The sequence below is a fragment of the Vibrio sp. Isolate30 genome, assembly GCF_022397975.1.
Lineage (GTDB): Bacteria > Pseudomonadota > Gammaproteobacteria > Enterobacterales > Vibrionaceae > Vibrio > Vibrio fortis.
Map to the genome: position 1 here is coordinate 829,735 of NZ_JAKEUS010000001.1, position 22,655 is coordinate 852,389.

Genomic DNA, 22,655 nt, shown 5'->3' on the forward strand with positions numbered 1-22,655 from the left:
TGCAGGGCTATGGGCAATGGAGATTGAGCTATGATGGTTGTTCTATGCTGCTGGCAAAGGTCTGTTTAATCAAGTCGATCACAGTATCGTATCGGCGTGGCAGTGTTCGGTTTCTCTTTTGAACCAAATAAAGCGCCTCTTCGACTTTTACTTTGGGTGGCACTACGTGCAATTTCTCTTTATTTGGGAAGTTATCTACTGCTCCCTCGGGGAGCACAGTAAAACCAAGCCCTTTGGATACAGGCAGCAGAATTTGATGAAGTTGATTGATGTATCCAGTTTTCGGTAACTCGTTAATATTTAGCTTTTTCAGTGCCTCATCTCCGCATGAGTCGAAATACAGAGAAAGGTAGTGCGTAGAGTCTGGGTGAGCAATCAGACCAAGCTGGTGGAGTTTCTCTGGGGTGATCTCGACATTCTCTAGGCTTTTATGAGTGATAAGGCACAAGGCTTCCTTACCAATCATTTCCGTTTGGTAGACTCTGTCATTGGGAAGTTGCGTTACGATGCCGACATCAATGGTTCCCTGTAACACATCATTAAAGATACGCTGATTGGGTGAAGCCTCGACATGAATGCTGAGCTCTGGGTGTTGGGATTGCAGTTCAAGAAAATCCGGATAGAGCTGCAGAGCAAGTGTACCAGAGCATGAGAGGTTACATTGACCAGCGAATGGGTTGTCAAATCGCAGAGATTCAAACAGCTCTTCTTGCTCTTTATTCAGCTTAAGTGCGTAGCGATAGATAATTCGACCTTGCTCGGTTAGCTCAAAGGTTTTGTTTTCACGAGAAAGTAGGGAGCAGTTACAGGCTTGCTCCAGTTTCTTTATGTGCTGGCTCACTCCTGGCTGAGTCATGTAGAGTTTCTCTGCCGTTTGAGTGAAGTGGCCGACTTCCACAAGTGTTTTAAAAGTGTTGAGCCAAAGCGGATTAATCATAACGAACCTTATATAACAGATTATTATCACAAGCTTTAATTAGCATAACTCAAAGTAGTCATGTTGGATAAATATATCGTCATGAATGTCGGCCATTAAAGGGTTGCAACTTTGTTGTCATTTTGTTGTAGTTGCCACCTAGTGCATAAAAGGTGGCAAAATGAACAGGAACGTTTGGATACTCTCTCTCTGTCAGGCTCTATTGATGACTGGCAATATTCTACTTATCTCGGTGATCGGTTTAATTGGAAAACAGATCGCTCCGAGTCAGAGTATGATCACCTTGCCTGTTGCATTGCAGTTTCTGGGCTTAATGGCGGCGACTATTCCTGCCTCTCTTATCTCTGGAAAATTAGGGCGCAAACGCGGCTTTAGCATCGGTAACCTAGTCGGTATTTCTGGAGCAAGTCTGGCAACCTTTGCGCTCTCTACTCAACACTTTTACCTGTTCTGCTTTGCGACTTTTTTACTCGGTATTGGTATCGGCTTCGGAACTTTGTATCGATTTGCTGCGATTGAAGTGTGCAGTGAAGAAGCGCGCCATAGAGCGATCTCTATTTCAATGGCCGGTGGGGTCTTGGCGGCGGTGTTGGGGCCAAATTTAGCTGTGATGTCACAACAGTGGTCACAAGATGGCCTTTATATCGGTGCTTTTGCATCTCTCATTGGGCTTAACGTGCTCGCACTGGTTATTCTACAGACGGTTCAATTCCCTAAGTTCAGCCTAGCAAACCAACATGTTAAAACTGATTCAGTGCGTACAATGATCAAAGCGCCTAATTTTATTGGTGCTGTGTTTGCCGCTATGGTCGCCTATGCGGTGATGAATATTTTAATGACAGCGACACCCTTGGCGATGATCGGGTGTGGTTTTGATTTTACCAAAGCAGCGGGCGTCATTGAGTGGCATGTATTGGGCATGTTCGTACCTGCTTTCTTTACTGGTGGACTCATTGAGAGGTTTGGCGCTAAGCGCATGATTTTGGCTGGGGCGGTACTGTTCTTGTTGTGCATTGCCATCAACATTCATGGCGAGTCGATCTGGCACTTTAGAGCGGCGTTGGTTTTACTTGGGATAGGTTGGAACTTTATGTTTATCGCGGCCACAGGGTTATTTAGCCAATCTTACCAAGCTAAGAATAAGTCTAAGGCGCAAGCCTTGAATGAGTTTGTTGTATTTAGTTGTGTGAGTATTACGGCACTGCTTTCTGGTTGGCTTGAGTCGACGGTCGGCTGGAAAATGCTCAACATCTACGTATTGCCGTTTGTTCTGTTGGTGATCATGGTGTTCGCATTTAGTGCGAAGAAAGCGAGCCGTCCATCAGTAACTCAGTAGCTGCTGGTCATCTCTTATAATCTCATCTTAATTGGAGTGCTCGAACGGTTTAGGACGAGCATTTTATTCTGAATCTCATATTGTTAAATGTTTGATAAATAATTAAAAAGTTCAAATTTTCTACATCTTTTATTGGGTTTGTCGATTTTAATCCCATGATCGACAGATTTTTTGCATAGCTTTATTCGATATTTACTTTTTTTTCATGAATCATATGTATAATTGCGCCGCTTTTATTCTAGGAGGCGTAATGAAAGTTGTAGAACGTCCAAAGTTAACGTTGTCTTTGTTGTTACCAAAATACTGGTGTGTTTGGTTTGGGTTTGGGTTCTTAGCTCTGCTAGTAAATCTTCTCCCTTATCGTGTATTGGTTTTTATTGGAGAGGGTGTTGGTCAACTGGCAAAGTTGATCATTAGTAAGCGTGCAAAGGTGGCTCGACGCAACTTTGAGTTAGCATTTCCAGAATTGTCTGAACAAGAGATTGAGAAGTTAGTTCGACGAAACTTTGATTACGCTGGTATGGCTTTAATTGAAACAGGCATGGCTTGGTTCTGGCCAGATTGGCGAGTGAAGCGCCATATGTGCGTTGCGGGAAAAGATCTTATTCTAGAACAAGAAGAGAATGGACGTGGTGTGCTGGTGGCATGCGGTCATTTTCTTAACCTAGAGATGACAGCGCGAATCTTCAGTTTGTTTGCCCCTGGTTACGGTGTATATCGACCGCACAGTAATGCGGCTTATGAGTTTATTCAACATCATGGAAGAACACGTAAAGGGCATAAAATGATCGATCGCTCCGATCTAAAAGGCATGCTCAAGGTGCTTAAATCAGGCAATCGACTGTGGTACTTACCGGACCATGATTACGGAGCAAATGCCTCTGTTTTTGTCCCGTTCTTTGGCGTCGACAAGGCTTCAACAACAGCGGGGACTGGCTTCTTAATTGATGCAACCAAGTGTGCCGTTATGTCAGGAGTAAGTGTGAGAAAAGGTGGAGTTTATGAGTTGCAGATCAGCGAGGACTTCAGCGATAAATTCCCACGTAAGCAGCCAGAAGTTGCAGCACAAGTCATGAACCAAGAAATTGAACGTCTAATTTTAAAAGACATCAGTGCTTGGATGTGGTTACACAGAAGGTATAAGACTCTGCCGGAAGATCATATCGGTCCCTGCCGTTATGCCTAGTCTGTTCGAATAGCACCGTTCTATTCATAATTTTCTTTAAGCCTTGGGTGTCAATCCGAGGCTTTGTTGTATTTGTGACCTATTACGATAACAAACGAACAAAGTACCGTCATTTGCGCAAAATGTGAGGTTCATATTTTGTCATAATTTCAATTATTGTATATATTCGCCTGCTAAAATTATAAATACCATAAAGCAACGAATAATGACTGCCAGCCTATCTTCTCAACGACGTGAAACACTTTTAAACGATACGGATCAACTTGTATCGACGACCGATCTAAAAGGCGTAATTACCTACAGCAATGAGGCGTTTTGTCGAATTGCAGAATATGAACAAGATGAACTATTGGGTCAGAACCATAATATTGTTCGTCACGATGAAATGCCTAAAGCAGCTTTTGCTGATATGTGGGTCAACCTTAAACAGGGTAAGGCCTGGCGCGGTATTGTTAAGAACAAAACCAAATCGGGTGGCTATTACTGGGTGGATGCGTATGTAACCCCAATTTATAACGATGGCGTTATCAGCGGCTACCAGTCGGTACGTGTAAAGCCTAAAGCACAGTGGGTGCAAGTGGCGGACAAAGCGTATCAAGGCCTATTGAAGGCTGAGAAAAATGGACGTCAATGGTCGTTGCAAATCAGTGACAGTGTCCGTTATGCCATTCTTTTAGGCTCACTTTCAGCTCCAGTTCTATCGAACATGATGGATCTTGGGCAGGCATCGCAATGGCTGTGCAGCTTACTCCCTGTTTCTGCGCTCGCATTACTGTTTAGACAAGAGCTGATCGACACGCCTCGCGAGCTGAAAAAGCTTCAATCTAAGTTTGATAGTGTTAGTCGCCTGGTGTATTCAGGTAATAGCCAGTTTTCGGTAGCAGATTTCCACTTGAAACTTGCGTCAGCCCGTATTCGCACTGTATTGGGTCGTATGACAGACTCAGCCAAACCGATTCAGGATTTAGCCGATAACTTAAGCGCAACGTCTTATCAAGTAACTGAAGCGCTTGATCAACAGACAAAAGATATTCTTGAAGTACGTGAAGCGACCTGTGAAGTCGAAGTGACTGCAGACGAAGTATCATCGACGACTCAAGAAGCGCACCAAATCGTAGAAATCACCTTCAAGACATGTGCGAGTGCTAAAGATAGCATCGAACAAACACACAGCAACCTGGATAGCTTGAATGTACAAGCAGAAAAGGCGACTCAAACGACTTATCAGCTAAGCGACCAAGCCCAAAACGTTAGCAAAATGATGGAAGAGATTGGCGGTATCGCAGAGCAAACCAACTTGCTGGCACTGAACGCAGCGATTGAAGCTGCACGAGCAGGCGAGCAAGGTCGTGGCTTTGCTGTCGTAGCAGATGAAGTGCGTGCTTTGTCTGGCCGCACTTCAAAAGCGACCGTTCAGATTAAAGAAAGCATTGAAACTATGCTTCACACTATTGAAGGCTGGCAGCGCGATATCTTGGATAATCAAGCACAAACCGCGAAGTGTGGTGAATCAGCACAGTTAAGTTCGGAGCGATTATCTGAAGTTGAAGCGTTAATGGAGCAGATGAACCAATTGATGCAGTCTGTCGAAAATGCAGCCAATCAGCAGCGTCAGCTTACCAGTGACGTAAACCTTCACATTCAGTCGATTGCGTCTACAGCGGAACAAAATCTAGCTGCGACGCATTCCGTTAAAGAGCATTCGAACGAACTTAAGAACCAAGTAGGGGAGTTCTACTTGCTTGCACAGCGTTTTGAAGAAAAGTAACCATCACCAAGATTGAGCTGTAAGATCACAAAGCCCCGCACTCGCGGGGCTTTTCTTTGGTACTTTAGTGTTTGAATTATCCATTCAGGCTTTTGTAGAGGTATTTCTCACAGGTGCGGTCGCTGATACGTTTGAGTACGTGAGAGATCAACGCAACTATAACTAAGCCAAACAGTAATCTCCCCCAGAAGATCGAGATGAAATCGGCACCTATCAACATGATGAGAATGGTGTCTTCAATCATACTGTGGACTAAGTTCAATAACATGATAGCAGTAAAGATATCTCGTGCTGGGATATGTCCTTTGTTGGCCTCATTAATCAATAAACCTCCGCCGAAAGAGATCCCTAGTGTCATACCAACGATGGTCATGTTGGTTGCTTCAGGGCTGATACCAAGGATTCGAAGAACAGGTCGCAACGCAATCGCAATCAGTTTTTCAATGCCCAATATCTTGAGCACTTTGAGTGTAAATAGAAGTATAGAAATGACGACAAAAATCATAAATAGGCTTTCTATTTGGCTCCAAGCCCATTCAAGGTGGCTTTGCTCATTGGTAAGGTCGGGAGCCCATATGACTTGCGCTGATTGCTCAAGAATCCCGCCCCATGTGTAAGTCTGGTGTAGGATCCACGCAAACAGCAAACCTCCACCAAGTCTGAGTACCATTGTCGCGAAAACGCTCACTCCGGCGCGTTTGGCCACAGCCGCTTCAATGGGCAATGAATGTGCAATCAACATTAATGAACCTAATACCGATACTTGTGCGACGCTGAGCTCGGCGTTGGTGTTCATAAACACCAATAACCCGGCATAAATGTTGGTAAGAAGTGTCGTAGCCCATACAAGCCCCATCTCACTTGGCAGACCAACAAAGCTCATTAAAGGGCTTAGCCATTCGCTCAATACAGTAATGCCACCCATCTCTTCAACGATTTTGATGATGATAATGATGGGGATCATCAATTTATACAGCGTCCAGGTCACATCAAAAATTTCGCGCCATAGCTCTGAGAAGAAATTGTGGAATTTTCTCATTGTTATATCCTTTTCATTACAACTGATAGAGAGAATGCTAAGGTATTCACGGGAAATATGTTTAATGAAATGAGTGGTTCTACGTATCCAGATTTCTTGTTTTATTTAAATGCTAACAAAAATTTCATAATTATGAGGTTTTGTGAAATATATGGAATTAGACCGAATTGATCGAAGTATCTTGGCTATTTTGCAAAAGAATAACCGTATCGCCAATGTCGATTTGGCAGAGGAGGTCGGCCTTTCCGCTCCAGCTTGTCTCAAGCGGGTCAAACGCCTTCGTAAAGAAAAGGTGATAGTTGGGGATGTCTCTCTGATTAACCCTGCGTTGGCAGGCAACAAGATGACCTTGATTGTCTCTGTGGAGATGGAACGTGATAGAGGTGATATCTACAGTGTATTTCGAAACTCTGTTGAGCAAGCACCAGAGGTGACTCAGTGCTACCAAATAACGGGTGGCTACGATTTTCTGATTGTCCTATCTGTGCCAGATATTCAAGCCTATGAACGCTTTATTGAACGGGTGCTTCATCAAGATAAAAACATCAGAAAATTTCACACCTCAGTGTCGACGAAAACCGTAAAGTTCAGCACAGAAGTGAATGTAGAAGAGATACAATAAAAAATGCCCCGCTAATTATAGCGGGGCATTTTGATATCGAGATGCAGAGATTAAGCTAGAAGCTCTTTCGCTGTGTTTACTACGTTTTCAGTAGTGAAACCGAACATCTTGAATAGCTCACCTGCAGGTGCAGATTCACCGAATGTTGTCATACCGATGATCTTGCCACCGAAACCAACGTACTTGTACCAGAAGTCAGCGATGCCAGCTTCTACAGCGATACGAGCTGTTACGTCAGATGGAAGTACAGATTCACGGTACTCAGCGTCTTGCTTGTCGAATGCGTCTGTAGCAGGCATTGAAACAACGCGTACTTTCTTGCCTTCAGCTGTTAGCTCAGCCGCAGCGTTAACTGCTAGCTCAACTTCAGAACCTGTAGCGATAAGGATTAGCTCTGGCTTGCCTTCACAATCTTTCAGGATGTAACCACCCTTCGCGATGTTCGCTACTTGCTCTTCGCTACGCTCTTGCTGTGCAAGGTTTTGACGAGAGAAGATTAGAGACGTTGGACCGTCTTTACGTTCGATAGCCAGTTTCCAAGCTACTGCAGACTCAACTTGGTCACATGGGCGCCATGTGCTCATGTTTGGAGTCAGACGTAGAGAAGCAATTTGCTCAACTGGTTGGTGAGTTGGACCATCTTCGCCAAGACCGATAGAGTCGTGCGTGTAAACTTGGATGTTCTGAACTTTCATCAGAGCAGCCATGCGCATTGCGTTACGAGCGTATTCCATGAACATTAGGAAAGTAGCGCCGTATGGTACGAAACCACCGTGTAGAGCGATACCGTTCATGATCGCCGTCATACCGAATTCACGTACACCGTAGTGGATGTAGTTACCCGCTGGATCTTCAGCAGAAACAGACTTCGAACCAGACCACATAGTTAGGTTAGAAGGTGCAAGGTCAGCAGAACCGCCTAGGAATTCAGGTAGCATAGCACCGAACGCTTCTAGTGCGTTTTGAGACGCTTTACGTGATGCAATGTTTGCTGGGTTAGCTTGAAGGTCAGCAATGATTTGGTTTGCTTTCTCTTCCCACTGTGCTGGAAGTTCACCGTTTACGCGGCGTTTGAATTCAGCTGCCAGCTCAGGGTGTGCTGCTTCATAAGCTGCAAGTTTCTCGTTCCACGCTGCTTCCTTAGCTGCGCCTGCTTCTTTCGCATCCCACTCTGAGTAGACTTCCGACGGAATTTCAAAAGGACCGTGCTCCCAACCAAGTTCTTTACGTGTAGCTGCAATTTCTTCAGCGCCTAGTGGTGCACCGTGACAATCGTGTGAACCAGATTTGTTTGGAGAACCAAAACCGATGATAGTCTTAGTACAGATTAGCGTAGGACGTGGATCTGCTTTCGCTGCAACGATAGCTGCGTTGATAGCTTCTGCATCGTGACCGTCTACTGCTGGGATTACGTGCCAGCCGTATGCTTCAAAACGCTTAGGCGTATCGTCAGAGAACCAACCTTCAACTTCACCATCGATAGAGATGCCGTTGTCATCCCAGAAAGCGATAAGCTTACCAAGACCTAGCGTACCCGCTAATGAACATGCTTCGTGAGAGATACCTTCCATCAGACAGCCGTCACCCATGAATGCATAAGTGAAGTGGTCAACGATGTCGTGGCCTTCTTTGTTGAATTGTGCTGCTAGAGTTTTCTCAGCCAGCGCCATACCAACAGCGTTCGTGATACCTTGGCCTAGTGGACCCGTTGTTGTTTCGATGCCCGGTGCGTAACCGTACTCTGGGTGACCTGGAGTCTTAGAGTGCAGTTGACGGAAGTTTTTAAGATCTTCGATTGATAGCTCGTAGCCTGCTAGGTGAAGCAGAGAGTAAATCAGCATTGAGCCGTGGCCGTTTGAAAGAACAAAACGGTCGCGGTCAGCCCACTCTGGGTTTGACGGGTTGTGGTTTAGGTGATCACGCCAAAGAACTTCAGCGATGTCAGCCATACCCATAGGTGCGCCTGGGTGGCCAGAGTTTGCTTGTTGTACGCCGTCCATGCTTAGAGCACGAATAGCATTAGCTAGATGTTTACGATCCATAATAACTACCAGTGTTTAAAATATTGCAATTGGAAATTGAAAGGGGAACGCAAACGTTCCCCTTTTTTAATTCTGTGTGATTACAGTTTAGCTGCGATCATGTCTTCTAGTTTGCCTTGGTCAACTGCGAAGTTGCGGATACCTTCTGCAACTTTCTCAACTGCCATTGCGTCTAGGTTGTGCTCCCATAGGAACTCAGCGTGAGTCATTGGAGCAGGGCGCTCTTTAGAGCCTTTAGAGTCAACTAGCTTCTCTACAACTTCACCTTCAGCTGCTTCTAGTTCAGCTAGAAGAGCAGGAGCGATAGTTAGACGGTCACAACCAGCAAGTTCTAGGATCTCGCCGATGTTACGGAAGCTTGCGCCCATAACGACAGTGTTGTAGCCGTGCTCTTTGTAGTAGTTGTAGATGTCAGTTACTGAGATTACGCCTGGATCTTCTGAAGCTTCGAAGTCACGACCTTCTTTCGCTTTGTACCAATCCATGATGCGACCAACGAATGGAGAGATAAGGAATACGCCAGCTTCAGCACATGCACGAGCTTGAGCGAAAGAGAATAGAAGCGTTAGGTTACAGTTGATGCCTTCTTTCTCTAGGATTTCAGCAGCGCGGATGCCTTCCCAAGTTGAAGCCAGTTTGATTAGGATGCGATCGTTAGTGATGCCTGCGTCGTTGTACATTTTTACAAGCTGACGAGCTTTAGCTACGCTGCCTTCAGTGTCGTAAGAAAGACGAGCATCTACTTCAGTAGAGATACGGCCTGGGATCGTTTTAAGGATTTCTTTACCGATGTTTACTGCAAGCATGTCACAAGTGTCTTGTACTTGTTGTGCTTTATCAGCGCTTTGTGCTTTAGCGTATTCGATTGAAGCATCGATAAGTGGCGCATACTCTTCGATTTGAGCTGCTTTAAGAATCAGAGAAGGGTTAGTTGTTGCGTCTTCTGGCTGGTACTTTTTGATTGCATCAATTTCACCAGTGTCTGCTACTACTGTCGTTAGTTTACGAAGTTGCTCTAATTTGTTGCTCATGTTGATCGTCCTATCTATCGCATAACATCTCGAGTGAAGTGAGATGTGGGCATTTGCAAGCTAGCTAATAAACTTCTCATCACCAAATCATTGGTTCAGTTGTTCATTAATTTTAAAATTTCGAGCTGACGAACATTTGCTTCGAACATATGTTCGTTGGCTGAGTAAATGATGAAGCCATATTTATCCGATCTCACGGTAAAGTCAATGGCAAATAGTACAGTAAAGTGACTTCAATCAAATATAATTTACTCCAATAAACACGGGGTCTGAAAGCAAACGTTTAATGCTCGTGTGTTAACCAGTTCAATTACACTTTGGTGATAACGAATGAGGTGAGCATTTGTTTTCTATCATTACATATGTTCATGGTGTAAACTATTGCGACAGTTGCTTTGTCATCGAGCAATTGCTGTTTATTTAGGTAAATAATTTGTTAAATACTTGTTGGGTGGTATATGAGTAAGAATATTCAAGATGTGTCGGAAGAAAATACTGATCTTCTCACCGAAGTGGCGGTTGCCTACTACCAAGACGGTGCGACACAGGAAGAGATATCGAAAAAGTTCTCAATCTCTCGTGCAAAGGTTGGTCGAATGCTCAAGCAAGCCCGAGACGAAGGTATCGTAGAAATTACGGTTAAGTACCACCCTGTATTCAGCGCCAAAATAGAACAACGCCTAATTGAACGTTTTGGGGTTAAACGTGCGCTTGTCGCGCTCGACCAACCGAATGAAGAGCAGCAGCGACAACAAGTAGCGGGTCTAGTGTCCAACTATCTAACCAGTACCCTAAAAAACGGTATGGTAGTGACCGTCGGTCAAGGCCGTAACGTATCGTCTGTCGCACATCATACCGGTGTAATTACTCCCCGTGACTGTAAGTTTGTATGTGGCATCGGTGGTATACACCCAAGAGGTGGTATGTTTAACGCAGACCACATTTGTCGTCAGCTAGCGAAAAAGTATGGCGGTTCATCGGAAACTCTGTATGCGCCCGCTTATGCGGAGAACAAGGCTCAGAAAACGGCCTTTATGGAAAACAGCACAGTTAAGCAAACCTTAGACCTTGCTCGTAAGGCAGATGTGGCGTTAGTGGGTATTGGTGACATGAGCGAGAACAGCTACATGGTTGACCTAGGCTGGTTTACAGCAGGGGAGGTTGTTCAATCTCGCTTGTTACAAGGTGTGGTTGGTGACTTTGCTGGCTATGACTTTTTTGATGTTCACGGAAAAGCAGCCAACACAGTAATGAGTGACCGTGTTATTGGTTTGGGTCTAGAAGAGTTTCGCCCTATTGCGGAGGTGATTGCTATCGCAGCCGAAAACAGTAAACCATTAGCACTGCTTGGTGCGCTTCGTACTGGGGTTGTGGATGTGATTGCGACCAGCGTAAGTAATGCACTAACCGTTCTCAACTTAGACGAACAGATGAAATATGTAGAAAAGGGTGAGGGTACTAACTAGATAGTGTGCTTATTCGCTTACCAGAGCGGCTCTTTGGGTTATACCTAATAAGGATGTAAAAAATGGAAGCACGCGCTTCCATTTTTTTATGCTTCACACTCTTCTTTTAATGAAGGAGCATATTGTTTGAGGTACTGGCTGAGCTCCTCATACGGTATCGGGCGCGAGAAGTAGTAGCCTTGCATTAAGTCACAGTGACAAGCCTTTAACACATCAAAGTGTTCTTTGGTCTCAACCCCTTCTGCCAGTACTACCATGCCAAAGTTTTTACCAATGGCGATGATGTTTTGAACCATAGTCAGAGATTGAGCATCGCAGTTAATGTTCTCAATAAAGCTCTTATCGATCTTCAATTCGTATATTGGTAGAGCTTTCAGCATACTCAGTGAAGAATATCCTGTTCCGAAATCATCCAGTGAGATCTTAATACCTCTGTCATTGAGTGACTCAAAGATAGGGCGTACCTGTTGCACGTCTTCAATGAATAAGTTCTCCGTGATCTCAAGCGTTAGATAGTCACTCGGGAACTGGTACTTTTCCAGTGTCGCTAGAAGATGTTCCGTAAATGAAGCATGCATAAACTGGCGCACTGAAATGTTGATCGATAGCCCTAGCTTGACCATCTCAATTCGGTGTAGATGCGCTATTTGTTGAACACTTGATTCAATGATAAACGCGCCTAATCTAGGCATTAATCCCGTCTTTTCAGCAATAGGGATGAATACGTCAGGCGGTACAAAACCAAGCTCGTCATCAATCCAACGTACTAAGGCTTCAACACCATTCACGTTACCATCTGCTCGCAGAAGCGGTTGGAACACCATAAAGAGCGTCTGTTTTTCAACGGCAACCCTTAACTTCTGTTCCACTTTCATCTTGTATAAGTGCGTTTCCTGCATTTCAGCTGTAAACATGCTGTATGAGTTCTGCTGCTGTTTCGCCTTGTACATCGAGATATCTGCTGAGCGAAGAAGGCTATCGAGATCTCTACCATGTTGCGGGAACTGCGCGATACCGATACTACAGCTCAATAAGAACTGTGCTTCGTCTACATCGTAAGGCTTGGACAACACCTCGATAATTCGTTCAGCTAAGCGGTGCAGTTCGCTCTCATTAGTGAGTGGCGTTAAGAATAAGAACTCATCACTTGAATCTCTGATCACTAGGCTAAGGCGCGATTGGAAGCGGCTCAGACGCAGGGCGATTTGTTTCAAGATCTTATCGCCGAAGTCATGACCATGAGTGTCGTTCACACTCTTGAAGTTATCTATATCGATAAACAGAAGTGTAAATGGATGCTTCTCGTCATCGAGCCAACGACTGATGTTCTGGCGCATATAGAAGCGATTCGGTAAAGAGGTCAGTGGGTCATGGTTTGCTTGGTAGATAAGCTGCGTGCGTGTTCGTAGCTCGCTCTTCGAGATAGACTTAACCAATATGTAAAAGCCGGCGTGTAACAATAAGAACACACCGATATAAATGCTAAATTCTTGCCAAAATACTTGGTCAACATAAGCGAGTTGCGTGCTAGCAATTACCCACAAATTATAGTCTTTGAGGTAGGTCGTAGTGACAATGCAATTCTGGCCAGAATCCTCAACGATGATCGAGTAGATGTCACCGCTATTTTTCGCGTCTTGAATATTGGTTTTGTAAGTTTTCGCAAAGCTATCAGCAATACGATTAACCATGTTTTCATCGACAGGTGTTGAGTAAGCTCTTAGTGAAACCACGTCTTTAGAATAGAACTGTCTGTATAGATCATCACGTAGCAAACTTAAACTGTTGTGATCTGCAGTGTTTACGTTCTTTTTAAACAAAATGGTGCTGTTGAGTTTTAACCCAGCCGTCATTACCGCGGCAACATCAGTGCCGTTGATGGATATCGATTTGCGGATTGGGATGATCAACGTACCTAATGAGTCTTGGAAATAGGTTCGACCCAATACCATTTTCTGGCTTTCAATGGCCTCTAGAAACGACTCACGTGTGTAATCGTAATCAAGCAGGTTACTTTGTTCTGTAAGCATTAAGTTGGAGCTAACGGCCAAATACTCACCTTGAGGGTTTATCAAACCAAAGGCCGCAATTGCAGGGTGTGTATCGAGCAGTTTATCCAAAATAGGACGAATTTGAATCGCAGCCGTGCGGGTAAAATCAGATTGCTGCACTAGTTGATGGCCGACGACCTCAAGCAGTGCTTCTTGGCTAGTCAGTAGTGAGTCGACAGAATTAGAGAATAGCTCAAGCTGCATGTGTTGCTGGCGAGTGAAGTCGTCACGATTGGTTTGCCACTTGATAATCCCAAATGCGGAAAAAAGTATCGTAGTCAGTAGTACGATCAATACGTACAACGTCCAGATATTTTTTTTGAATACAGCCATACAACGCCTTTGGGTCTAGATAACACTCATGTAACGGCCAGTTTTGAGAAACCTTGAATCGAAATTGCAAAAAAAGAACGCCGTATTTGTTGTGTTGTATAGTAACAAAACACATAGCGACGCAGTATCTTTTCGATCAAAGTTATTTGTTATCTAGACCAATTAGCCGTTGTTTTTATGACTTGGTCACTTCGATCGGTAGCTCTTCTTTGGCTCCCCACTCAGTCCACGAACCATCGTAAACACTCATAGGGTTTGTATGCCCTGCAATTTTAGCCGCCAGCAAAATAATGCAAGCGGTAACACCAGAGCCGCAGCTAAAGACTATAGGCATAGTTTGCTCTAGGTTTAGATTGCTAAAGATAGACTTCAGTTCTTGGTCTGATTTTAAGCGACCATTTTCCATAACTTGTGCAAAGGGTAGGCAGATTGAATTTGGAATGTGCCCACTTCTAAGGCCCGGCCTAGGCTCAGGTACCTTAGAATCGAAACGAGCTTGCGAACGTGCATCAAGAATATTCGCCTGTTGCGTTCTAGAGTATTCATTTACTTGAACGGCATCAATGAAGTAATGCTTGTCGAGCGAGCCTTCAAAGTCCCCTTGTGCATCGACGGCGGTGTAATCTGAAACGGTCTCAAATCCACACTCTACCCATGCTGGTAAACCACCATCTAGAATCAGCGTATTGTTGTGTCCCATAGCATGAAACATCCACCAAGCACGTGGCGAAGCAAACGTACCAGCATTGTCATAGACAACGACGGTGCTGGTGTTGTTGATGCCCAAGGCTCTAGCTCGCTCGTTGAAATGCTTCTCGGTAGGGAACATGTGCGGGAGCAAAGTATGCTTATTGCAAAAGTCTTTGTCATAGTCGAATTTAATCGTGCCAGGAATGTACTGGTCTGTGATTTTCTGTGCTTCTCCCGGGATCTGAAATTCGATACTGGCATCGAGAAGGATAATATCTTGCTGTTTTAGCAGTTCGTTCAACTGAGCGGGTGTGATCAGAGGTTGAGTCATGGTACTCCACTTCCTGTGTTGTGTGATTTAGATATCTAAGAACGATGATTTTTGGATACGCTAATGAGTCGCATCAGCAGCAATACAGCGCTGATATTTATAGCTTTGTTGTCCGGTTGTTTGATTCAATAATGCATCAACAATCACTACAGAATCAATGGGGCAATCAAGAGTCGCTGGTACCGACAATCGAAAGCTTGGCTCGCCATCAAGTTTTAAGGTCAGGTAACGGCGATGACCATCAAGAGATTGGGTCAACGTATTCGCCATAACGATTGCCCGTTTTTGTATGGGATCAGAGGAGGGGGCGGTCAACTGTATTAGCACCACTAACACCAGAATACCTGCGCCGAGAATAACAAACGCCAACTTTAGCTGTTTCATAGAGTGTTATTTTAACTCCTAGACTGTATGCAATTAGTTTTAAGATACGCCAGTTATCCTTATTTGTTAATCAAGCCTGTCGAGTTCGTGAGGTAACCAACAACAAAAAGCGAGCCCATATAGGCTCGCTTATCGTTGCTCAGTTATCTACCAGGTTACTTGCATAACATCTGATGAAACCACTTGTTGAAGCGGTGGTTGACCGTCATAGAACCAGATTTCAATAAGGATACTCTCCTCACTGATTGGGGCCGTAAATGAAGAACTGAACTGCCCATTATTTAGTGATCCAGCAATTAGTCGGCTTGAGTAATCTGGTTTAAATGTAGCATCACTGCGCTCAGAGTAGCGGCTGTAAACAGACACAAATGAACGGCTCGTCGAAATGTGGCTGATATCGATATCAAGGTCATGCTGCTCTACCGGGTTGTAGTCAAAGCCATCTGGTACGGTTAAATCAGACATCGTGCTTGCCACTGCCGGAGCGGGCGCTGCTGTTGAACCGCCACCTCCGCCGCCACCTCCACCACAACCAAAGATTAAAGTAGTACTGGCGATTAATGTCATCAATGAAGCTTGTTTAACCATGGCTCTACTTCCTTTTGTTAATGTTCCCTTTACAGCTGATGAATCAAAGTTATAGCGACTAGAGTGTGAGGATTTCATTTGCTTGTTCATCATGATTACTCCCCTGTGCTCAAGTCATAGCATTGACCAGCTTCAGGTGACTGGAACCAATCGGTAGCGTCTGCACCGCCAGATTCTGCGAACGTTTTGAATTGTGGATATGCAGTAACAATGTCTACACGTTCTTGTGGCCATTCCCATTCAGTGGTTGATGTGATCATTAGTGCCCAAGGATGGTTCTCCGCTGTTTTGAAGTACTTGCCTTCACTTGGACTACTGTCATCAACACCTAAACCCGTTTCAAATAGATTTGCGCTGTCAAAGGCCTCTGTTGGTGCTTGGTCAGCCAAATGTACTTCCCAACTGCGACCTGGGTGCAGAGGTAGGTTGGGACCGTGATAGTGCCCTGGTGTTGCAAAGATGAACGGGTCGTACGGCATGTCTGTCCAAGCGCTTGTATCAACGCCTTCACCATCCAGTGAAATGCCAATTTGGAACGCAAATTGTTCGTCATCTTTACAGCCATTCTGGGTACGATAGAAATCACAGCTGGTGGCAATTTTCTCAGTGAGATTCTCTGCGACAACAAAGATAGCTTCGCTACGACCACTTTCCATATTTAGAGAAGTAAAGACACCGTTCTCTTTCATATAGGAGTTGCCAGTGCTAACAGAACTCGGTGCAAGATTTGGTAGGCGTACGGCAAAGCCATTTAGGTAATCAGCGCCGACAGCGACTAAACGACCATCAATAGTGGATTTGACGACTTTGCCATCTTTTAAGATCTCTGTGATGCGATAGCGAAGCACGGCATCGTTCATGTCGTAATCCGCTTTATACGGCCAGTTATCTTCGTACGCTAGTGTTGCGTAACCAGAAGCGCTTGGGAAGTAGCGAGCAGTCGCTCCATCGTTAAGCACATCGACTTGAATATCGACAACCTCACCCGATGTTGAACCGCCATAATATTCAAGGTTGGTTTGTTGACTGAAACGGAATCGAGCCCAAGTAGTCCCCGTTAATGCGTTGACATCGACATTAAGGAACAGCTCATTTTCACCTGCAGACAGTTGGTAGTCAGAAAAGACTTTTTCGTTTTCGCCGTCAAAGCTGCCATCTTGGTTCCAATCAATCCAAGCTGACAGGTAACCTGTGGTTGAAGCTTCAATCATCACTTTAGAATCGAGGCCAGCCTCAAGTGCCGTAACAAATCCGATACCACCGTTGGTCCATTCATCATCGACACCGGTTGTTTCATCGGATTGAGGTGATACAAAGCCATCTTGTTCTCCGTCTGGTGCCTCTGTTCCGAGCCAAGTAATTCCATCAAGCTCATGACGAGGGCCATTGCTGTTCAGCAGTGTTAAGTAGCTGTCTGGTGCATCACCGAAATCGATATTTGAATCTTCGTCAATAACAGGAGCGTTGGCACAACGAGCACCGTCATTTTGACCAGAGCTAGGGCCATTAGAGACAAACTCTACAGCAGGGACTATGCCTGCAGCGATATTGGCTGCGTTATCTGGCGATAGATTAACACGGTAGATTTTGCCGTCTTGGTTACGTGACACATAGTAGTTACCATTGACATCGAAATAGCCAGCACCAAATGTACCCGTTTCGCCCGTATCACCGATCGAAGTTTCTGCGCCTGTGTTAGGGTCGAAGGAGTAGAGTACTCCTGAATTGTTATCGATACCGTAAAGCTTGCCATCACTTGGATGGAACGCAAAGTCTGTGAGTTTAACAGTGGCAATATTAGACACTTTCACAACGGGTAGGACTGCATTGGGATCCGACGCGAGTGGTGTTAAGTCGATAGTGAACAGTCCTTTACCAGTGCGGTACAGATAGTAGGTACTGTTATAAACATCCCCGACATAAAAGGTGTGGTCAGTCGGTAGGCCGCTTGTGTTGACGACTTCGGCTTGGAAATCTTCCCCAAGTCGAACAATTCTTTTATTAGTTGTGTCGTAGCCATAGATATAGCGGTCATCGAAGCTGAAACCGACACCATTAATATTGACGTCCATACCTGTGTCCGATTGCAACAACGTGGTAGAGCCTGTGACGAGATTGACCCCATATACTTGAACTGGCGTAGATTGAAATAGATATGCCTTACTTGGGCAAGTTTCAAAGGGGGCTGCTTGCACTATCATTGGTGCGCTTAGAAGCAAACTTAACGTTGGGATTCTCATATCAACATCCTTGTAATGGAAGATAATGTATGAGTATCAATTCTTATGCCAATCTTAAGTTATTGTTTTATAGGTGTTAAATTTTGATTTGGTTAATTTTCTCAAAATGAGAATTGAAATGGTAACGAGATGAGAGGCGATGTAGTGCGTGTTATCAAAATGAAAATACGCGGGAGTAGCTATAAAAAGAGCTTCAACTTAACAGTCGAAGCTCAATTGTGAAAATGATATGGGTGTTACTTAAAAACTGGGTTAGCCACACACTGTACAAGTGGGCATTTTCATCAGTTTCATTTCTCGCCAACTGTGGGACATAGCATCTAAGATAAGTAGCTTGCCTTCTTTTGGGGAGCCGAACTGCGCAATCACTTTAATGGCCTCTAACGCCTGCGCGGCACCGACCATACCAACCACTGGCGCCATAACACCGGCCTCAACACAGCTAAGTGCCGCATTACCAAATAGTGCACTCAAACATTGATAACACGGAGTGTTTTCGTCTTGGTAGGTGAATACGCTGATCTGTCCTTCCATACGAATGGCTGCACCAGATACCAAAGGTACCTTCGCTTGATAGCAGAGACGATTGAGTTGGTTTCGTGTTTCTACGTTATCACACGCATCCAATACCAAAGAATGAGATTGTACTAAGGCGATTAGTTCGTCATCTGACAGGCGTCGATCAATTGTCTCAACAGCCAAGTGAGGGTTTAATAACTTGAGTGACTCAGCCGCAGATTCAACCTTCTTCTTGCCGATGTCTGCATCAGTATGAAGAACTTGTCGTTGTAGGTTAGACAATTCCACCACGTCATCATCGATAAGCGTGAGTTTGCCAACACCTGCAGTAGCCAGATACTGAGACGCCGCACAGCCTAAACCGCCAGCGCCCAACACAAGTATGGAGCTTTGCTTGAGCGCTTCTTGTCCCTCAAAATCGAACTGTTTAAGGATGATCTGGCGGTTGTAGCGAAGCATTTCCACGTCAGACAAAATTTCCATTAACAAGCCTCGTTAGTAGAGTGTTGAATTGAACAGTTGGATTTGCACGGTTTCACCCGCCTCAACTCGGCCGCGTTCACGTTCAAGTACCACAAAGCAGTTTGCAAGGCTCATTGAGCGGAATGCACCTGAGCTTTGGTTGCCAGTTGTCTCGACAACAAACTGACCATTTTCAATGGTGTAGATTCCGCGTTGGTAGTCGGTGCGTCCTGGTGCTTTTTTAAATGCAGAGCGTGTTGTCGCAGGGATTGATTCAGGTGCTTTCCAAGCTGTATTGCCAGCCAATTTCGCAAGCATTGGTTGTACAAGTACGTACATGGTTAAAACTGCAGAGACTGGGTTACCCGGTAAGCCACAGAACCAAGCGTTCTCTAGTTCACCAAAGGCAAAAGGTTTGCCCGGTTTAATCGCCAGTTTCCAAAAGCCAATCTGCCCAAGCTCTTCAAGGATGTCTTTGGTGTAGTCAGCTTCACCAACACTTACACCACCTGAAGTGACTACGACGTCAGCGAGCTCTTGCGCTTTTTCGAATGTTTGTTTAAGCGTAGCAGGGCAATCAGGAATGATGCCTAAGTCGATTGCTTCACAGCCGAAAGCTTCAATCAGTGGCTTGATACCATAACGGTTGCTGTCGTAGATCTGGCCATCTTCTAATGGCTGACCCAAAGGCTTAAGTTCGTCGCCTGTAGAGAAAAAAGCCACTTTAGGTTTACGCAGCACTTGAATGTGGCTAATACCTAGAGAGGCGATCATTGGAATATCACGAGGAGTTAGGCGTTCGCCTTTACTCAGTACAACATCACCCTGTTTGATATCATCACCAGTAGGGCGAATGTTGTTATTTGGCTTGATGTCAGTTTGCTGAATTTCTATGCCGCCTTCGGTTTCACGCGTGTTTTCTTGCATGATCACCGCGTCACAACCTTCAGGTATCTTAGCGCCAGTCATGATACGAATGCAGGTGTTTTGTGGCCATTCACCTTCAAACGGTTGACCTGCAAATGATTTACCAGCGAGTGGAAGCGTGTAGCCATTTTCTAGATCCGCTAGACGCAGGGCATAACCATCCATTGCTGAGTTATCAAAAGGAGGAACAAAAATAGGTGAGAGAATATCTTCAGCAAGAACGTAGCCTAAAGCATCCGCCAGCGGTAGTGATAGTGTTTCTTGAATTGGTGTGATTGGTGATAGCAGCTTATCAAGTGCTTCTTCAATTGGCATCAAGCCGGGAGCGTCGCAACAGCCCATAATTGAATTCCTTTGATCGTTATTATTTTGATTTGTTTGTTGGTACAGCGGTATCAACGAAATTGATGCCACTTTAGCATAATTTGAGGCCCGTAAATAATGACCTCCCTTAAAATATGGGTGTAATTATTCAAAATTCCGAGTATCCTTGTCTGCCATCCAAAAGGGGTAATAGAAGAGGAAGTTCAATGTCAGGTCTTAGCGAATCAGCGAAGTTGGTTAAAGATGCGCTAGCGAGCCGCGGGTTAGAAACACCAATGAGCCCGAATCAGGTAAGCCGTGAAGAGAAAAAGGAACGAATCGAACACCATATGCGTGAGATTCTGACTCTTCTAGAACTTGATTTAACGGATGACAGCTTGGAAGAAACACCGCATCGTATTGCTAAAATGTATGTCGATGAAATCTTCTCTGGTTTGGATTACGCCAACTTCCCTAAAATCACCGTAATCGAAAACAAGATGAATGTTCGAGAAATGGTACGCGTGAAAGACATCACGGTAACCAGTACATGTGAGCATCACTTGGTGACGATCGATGGAAAAACGGCGGTTGCTTATATCCCTCGTGGAAAAATCATTGGTCTTTCTAAGATCAACCGCATTGTTCGTTTCTTTGCACAGCGTCCTCAAGTTCAGGAGCGCATGACGCAACAAATCTTAGTTGCACTGCAAACTTTGTTGGAAACTGATGATGTTGCAGTAACCATGGATGCTGTTCACTACTGTGTGAAGTCTCGTGGCGTCATGGATGCAACCAGTGAAACAACCACAACGGCTCTGGGTGGCATTTTCAAGTCAAACCCAGCAACCCGTCATGAGTTCTTGCACGGTTTACGCTAATCTACGATTGATTAGATAAGTTCGATTTCGCTTTTTAAATCGACAAGAAATATTCGAAGCCTCGCACTCTGCGGGGCTTTTTTGTATCTGATTAGCACCATTGCCTAACGCGACAGCAAGCATTACGGGGAGTCTTTTTTTGTACATATGTGGTTTTGTGCTGGCGATAGATCCCCGATTTAGTCGTCCCTCCTTCTTGGGGATGACGGTGCTCTTGCTATTTGGATCTTTGAGCAACAGGTCAAGGGATGGCAAGAAAACACACTCGTCATTCCCTAGAGCGAGGGATGAGCGTAATAGGGAATCTCTTACGACGGGATTGCAAAAAAAATGCGCTCTGCAACAGCAAAGCGCATTTCTCATTTGAGTGTGAAGCTATTAAGACAGGTTAAATAAACGCTTAAAGCTATGAATGAAACCCGATGGTTTATTCTGCGCCTGATAGATGTTCAAACCATCGTAGAAGCTACCCATGAACGCAACGCGAATCTCATCTTCAGTCTGCCTAACTATTCGGCATAGTAGTGAGGCTGTCGCCATTGCATGATCGTTCGCTAGGCTGTAATCCATACCCATACGCCCTTGGACAAACAGCCAAAGGTGAGTGATGAACTGCAGCTTTTTCGAACTTGAATGGTTGAACTTTTGACTATGCTCTTGCCCAACGGTTTCTTCGAGAACTTGCTGCATCGCTTCGTTGGCATCTTTGTCAGCACTAGATTCGTAGCTTGCGTCGATGTGGGTCTTTGTAAGCAATCCGAGTAGGGTCTGAATGCTGGAGTTGTCAGGCTTGTTTTCACATGCGTGCTTGAACAAAGACTGGTTACTCTGGATAAAGTCTTTTGATTCTTGCTCAAACCCAATTTTTAGCGCTTGAATCTGTTCGTAGCCTGCTTCTGATAAACAGTGTTCGAGTTTACTCATAGTGCTGATGTTATTCGTTGCTTTGCAGTTCTTCCCAAGTCACTTCAGCAGACTGGGTATCACTGTTAACAAAGGCTGAATTACCCGTAAGCATCACTGAAAGATCCATGGTGCGTTCTGTCATTTCCGCCAGCTGTTCAATGCCTTCGTTGCTAAGTCGAACAATTTGAGCATCCAAGTAGCCAAACTTACCGCGGTTCTGTTCCCACCAAACATTTGATTTGGTGTTGAAGCTGAATACTTTCACTGATTTTGATAATCGAGTGGCTTTCTTAACGCGCTCTGGATCCGGTTCACCTACGTCGATCCACTCTAAGATTTGGTCATCAAGAGACTTTTGCCATAGGTCTGGCTCTTCAATAGTCGATAAACCTTTGGTGAATTGAAGCTCTGGTGAAGCATTGATACAAAACGCCATGATACGTGCCATCATGCGTTGTTCAGTCTCAGAAGGGTGCTGTGCAATAGTAAGGTTGAACGAGTCGTAGTAATCTCGATTCATGTCAGTGAGAGAGATACGAAATTTGTAGATTGTAGGTTTAAGAGCCATTAGCACTGTCTTGTATTATAAATTGACCTCTATCTTACCTTAACT

General features: G+C 44.8%; 19 protein-coding genes. 6 read left to right on the top strand and 13 right to left on the bottom strand.

The annotated features are described in order from the left end of the window. Positions 1-28: 28 nt before the first annotated feature. A complete protein-coding gene (locus tag L1D60_RS03640; RefSeq protein ID WP_239839787.1) occupies positions 29-937 on the bottom strand; it encodes a LysR family transcriptional regulator in 909 nt (302 codons plus the stop codon). 160 nt (positions 938-1,097) lie between these two features. On the opposite strand from L1D60_RS03640, the gene L1D60_RS03645 reads away from it, so the two are divergent. The 3 genes from L1D60_RS03645 to L1D60_RS03655 all read left to right on the top strand — a co-directional run bounded on the left by L1D60_RS03645 (position 1,098) and on the right by L1D60_RS03655 (position 5,227). Next, positions 1,098-2,273: an MFS transporter gene (locus L1D60_RS03645; protein WP_239839788.1), complete on the top strand. Its 1,176-nt coding sequence runs from the start codon at positions 1,098-1,100 to the stop codon at positions 2,271-2,273. Between the two features lie 250 nt (positions 2,274-2,523). Next, positions 2,524-3,459 carry an LpxL/LpxP family Kdo(2)-lipid IV(A) lauroyl/palmitoleoyl acyltransferase gene (gene lpxL / locus L1D60_RS03650; RefSeq protein ID WP_239839789.1) on the top strand — a complete coding sequence of 312 codons (936 nt, stop codon included), beginning with the start codon at positions 2,524-2,526 and terminating at the stop codon, positions 3,457-3,459. Between the two features lie 205 nt (positions 3,460-3,664). Next, complete coding sequence (locus L1D60_RS03655; protein ID WP_239839790.1) at positions 3,665-5,227, top strand: PAS domain-containing methyl-accepting chemotaxis protein; 1,563 nt, start codon at positions 3,665-3,667, stop codon at positions 5,225-5,227. A gap of 76 nt (positions 5,228-5,303) precedes the next feature. On the opposite strand, the gene L1D60_RS03660 is transcribed toward L1D60_RS03655, so the two are convergent. Continuing rightward, positions 5,304-6,266, bottom strand: a complete 963-nt coding sequence (locus L1D60_RS03660; RefSeq protein WP_239839791.1) for a hypothetical protein — start codon at positions 6,264-6,266, stop codon at positions 5,304-5,306. Between the two features lie 151 nt (positions 6,267-6,417). Between L1D60_RS03660 and L1D60_RS03665 the strand changes: the two genes are divergently transcribed. After that, a complete protein-coding gene (locus L1D60_RS03665) occupies positions 6,418-6,888 on the top strand; it encodes an Lrp/AsnC family transcriptional regulator (RefSeq protein WP_239840447.1) in 471 nt (156 codons plus the stop codon). A gap of 50 nt (positions 6,889-6,938) precedes the next feature. Here L1D60_RS03665 and tkt read toward each other — a convergent pair whose 3' ends face one another. Continuing rightward, on the bottom strand, positions 6,939-8,930 hold the full coding sequence (tkt, locus tag L1D60_RS03670; protein ID WP_239839792.1) for a transketolase: 1,992 nt from the start codon (positions 8,928-8,930) through the stop codon (positions 6,939-6,941). An 80-nt stretch (positions 8,931-9,010) separates the two neighbouring features. Further along, positions 9,011-9,961 (bottom strand): transaldolase, encoded by a 951-nt coding sequence (gene tal / locus L1D60_RS03675; RefSeq protein WP_032552749.1) that lies wholly within the window; start codon positions 9,959-9,961, stop codon positions 9,011-9,013. Positions 9,962-10,419: 458 nt separating this feature from the next. On the opposite strand from tal, the gene L1D60_RS03680 reads away from it, so the two are divergent. Next, positions 10,420-11,427, top strand: coding sequence for a sugar-binding transcriptional regulator (locus tag L1D60_RS03680; RefSeq protein ID WP_239839793.1), 1,008 nt, complete (start codon positions 10,420-10,422; stop codon positions 11,425-11,427). An 86-nt stretch (positions 11,428-11,513) separates the two neighbouring features. Here the strand turns inward: L1D60_RS03680 and L1D60_RS03685 are convergent, their stop codons facing one another. From L1D60_RS03685 to moeA, 7 genes are all read right to left on the bottom strand, one after another. Next, positions 11,514-13,811 carry an EAL domain-containing protein gene (locus tag L1D60_RS03685; RefSeq protein ID WP_239839794.1) on the bottom strand — a complete coding sequence of 766 codons (2,298 nt, stop codon included), beginning with the start codon at positions 13,809-13,811 and terminating at the stop codon, positions 11,514-11,516. A gap of 175 nt (positions 13,812-13,986) precedes the next feature. After that, complete coding sequence (locus tag L1D60_RS03690) at positions 13,987-14,832, bottom strand: sulfurtransferase (protein ID WP_239839795.1); 846 nt, start codon at positions 14,830-14,832, stop codon at positions 13,987-13,989. Between the two features lie 60 nt (positions 14,833-14,892). After that, complete coding sequence (locus L1D60_RS03695; RefSeq protein WP_239839796.1) at positions 14,893-15,216, bottom strand: hypothetical protein; 324 nt, start codon at positions 15,214-15,216, stop codon at positions 14,893-14,895. A gap of 147 nt (positions 15,217-15,363) precedes the next feature. Beyond that, positions 15,364-15,804, bottom strand: coding sequence for a hypothetical protein (locus L1D60_RS03700; protein ID WP_239839797.1), 441 nt, complete (start codon positions 15,802-15,804; stop codon positions 15,364-15,366). A gap of 95 nt (positions 15,805-15,899) precedes the next feature. Then, a complete protein-coding gene (locus tag L1D60_RS03705) occupies positions 15,900-18,044 on the bottom strand; it encodes an LruC domain-containing protein (RefSeq protein WP_239839798.1) in 2,145 nt (714 codons plus the stop codon). A 252-nt stretch (positions 18,045-18,296) separates the two neighbouring features. Beyond that, positions 18,297-19,046: a molybdopterin-synthase adenylyltransferase MoeB gene (gene moeB, locus L1D60_RS03710; protein WP_239839799.1), complete on the bottom strand. Its 750-nt coding sequence runs from the start codon at positions 19,044-19,046 to the stop codon at positions 18,297-18,299. A gap of 12 nt (positions 19,047-19,058) precedes the next feature. Beyond that, the gene (gene moeA, locus L1D60_RS03715) at positions 19,059-20,294 is read right to left on the bottom strand and encodes a molybdopterin molybdotransferase MoeA (RefSeq protein ID WP_239839800.1); all 1,236 of its coding nucleotides are present in this window, start codon (positions 20,292-20,294) and stop codon (positions 19,059-19,061) included. Between the two features lie 188 nt (positions 20,295-20,482). Between moeA and folE the strand changes: the two genes are divergently transcribed. Further along, positions 20,483-21,136, top strand: coding sequence for a GTP cyclohydrolase I FolE (gene folE, locus L1D60_RS03720; RefSeq protein WP_239839801.1), 654 nt, complete (start codon positions 20,483-20,485; stop codon positions 21,134-21,136). Positions 21,137-21,514: 378 nt separating this feature from the next. Here the strand turns inward: folE and L1D60_RS03725 are convergent, their stop codons facing one another. Next, a complete protein-coding gene (locus tag L1D60_RS03725; protein ID WP_239839802.1) occupies positions 21,515-22,060 on the bottom strand; it encodes a hypothetical protein in 546 nt (181 codons plus the stop codon). Between the two features lie 10 nt (positions 22,061-22,070). Then, complete coding sequence (locus L1D60_RS03730; protein ID WP_239839803.1) at positions 22,071-22,610, bottom strand: YaeQ family protein; 540 nt, start codon at positions 22,608-22,610, stop codon at positions 22,071-22,073. Between the last annotated feature and the right edge of the window lie 45 nt (positions 22,611-22,655).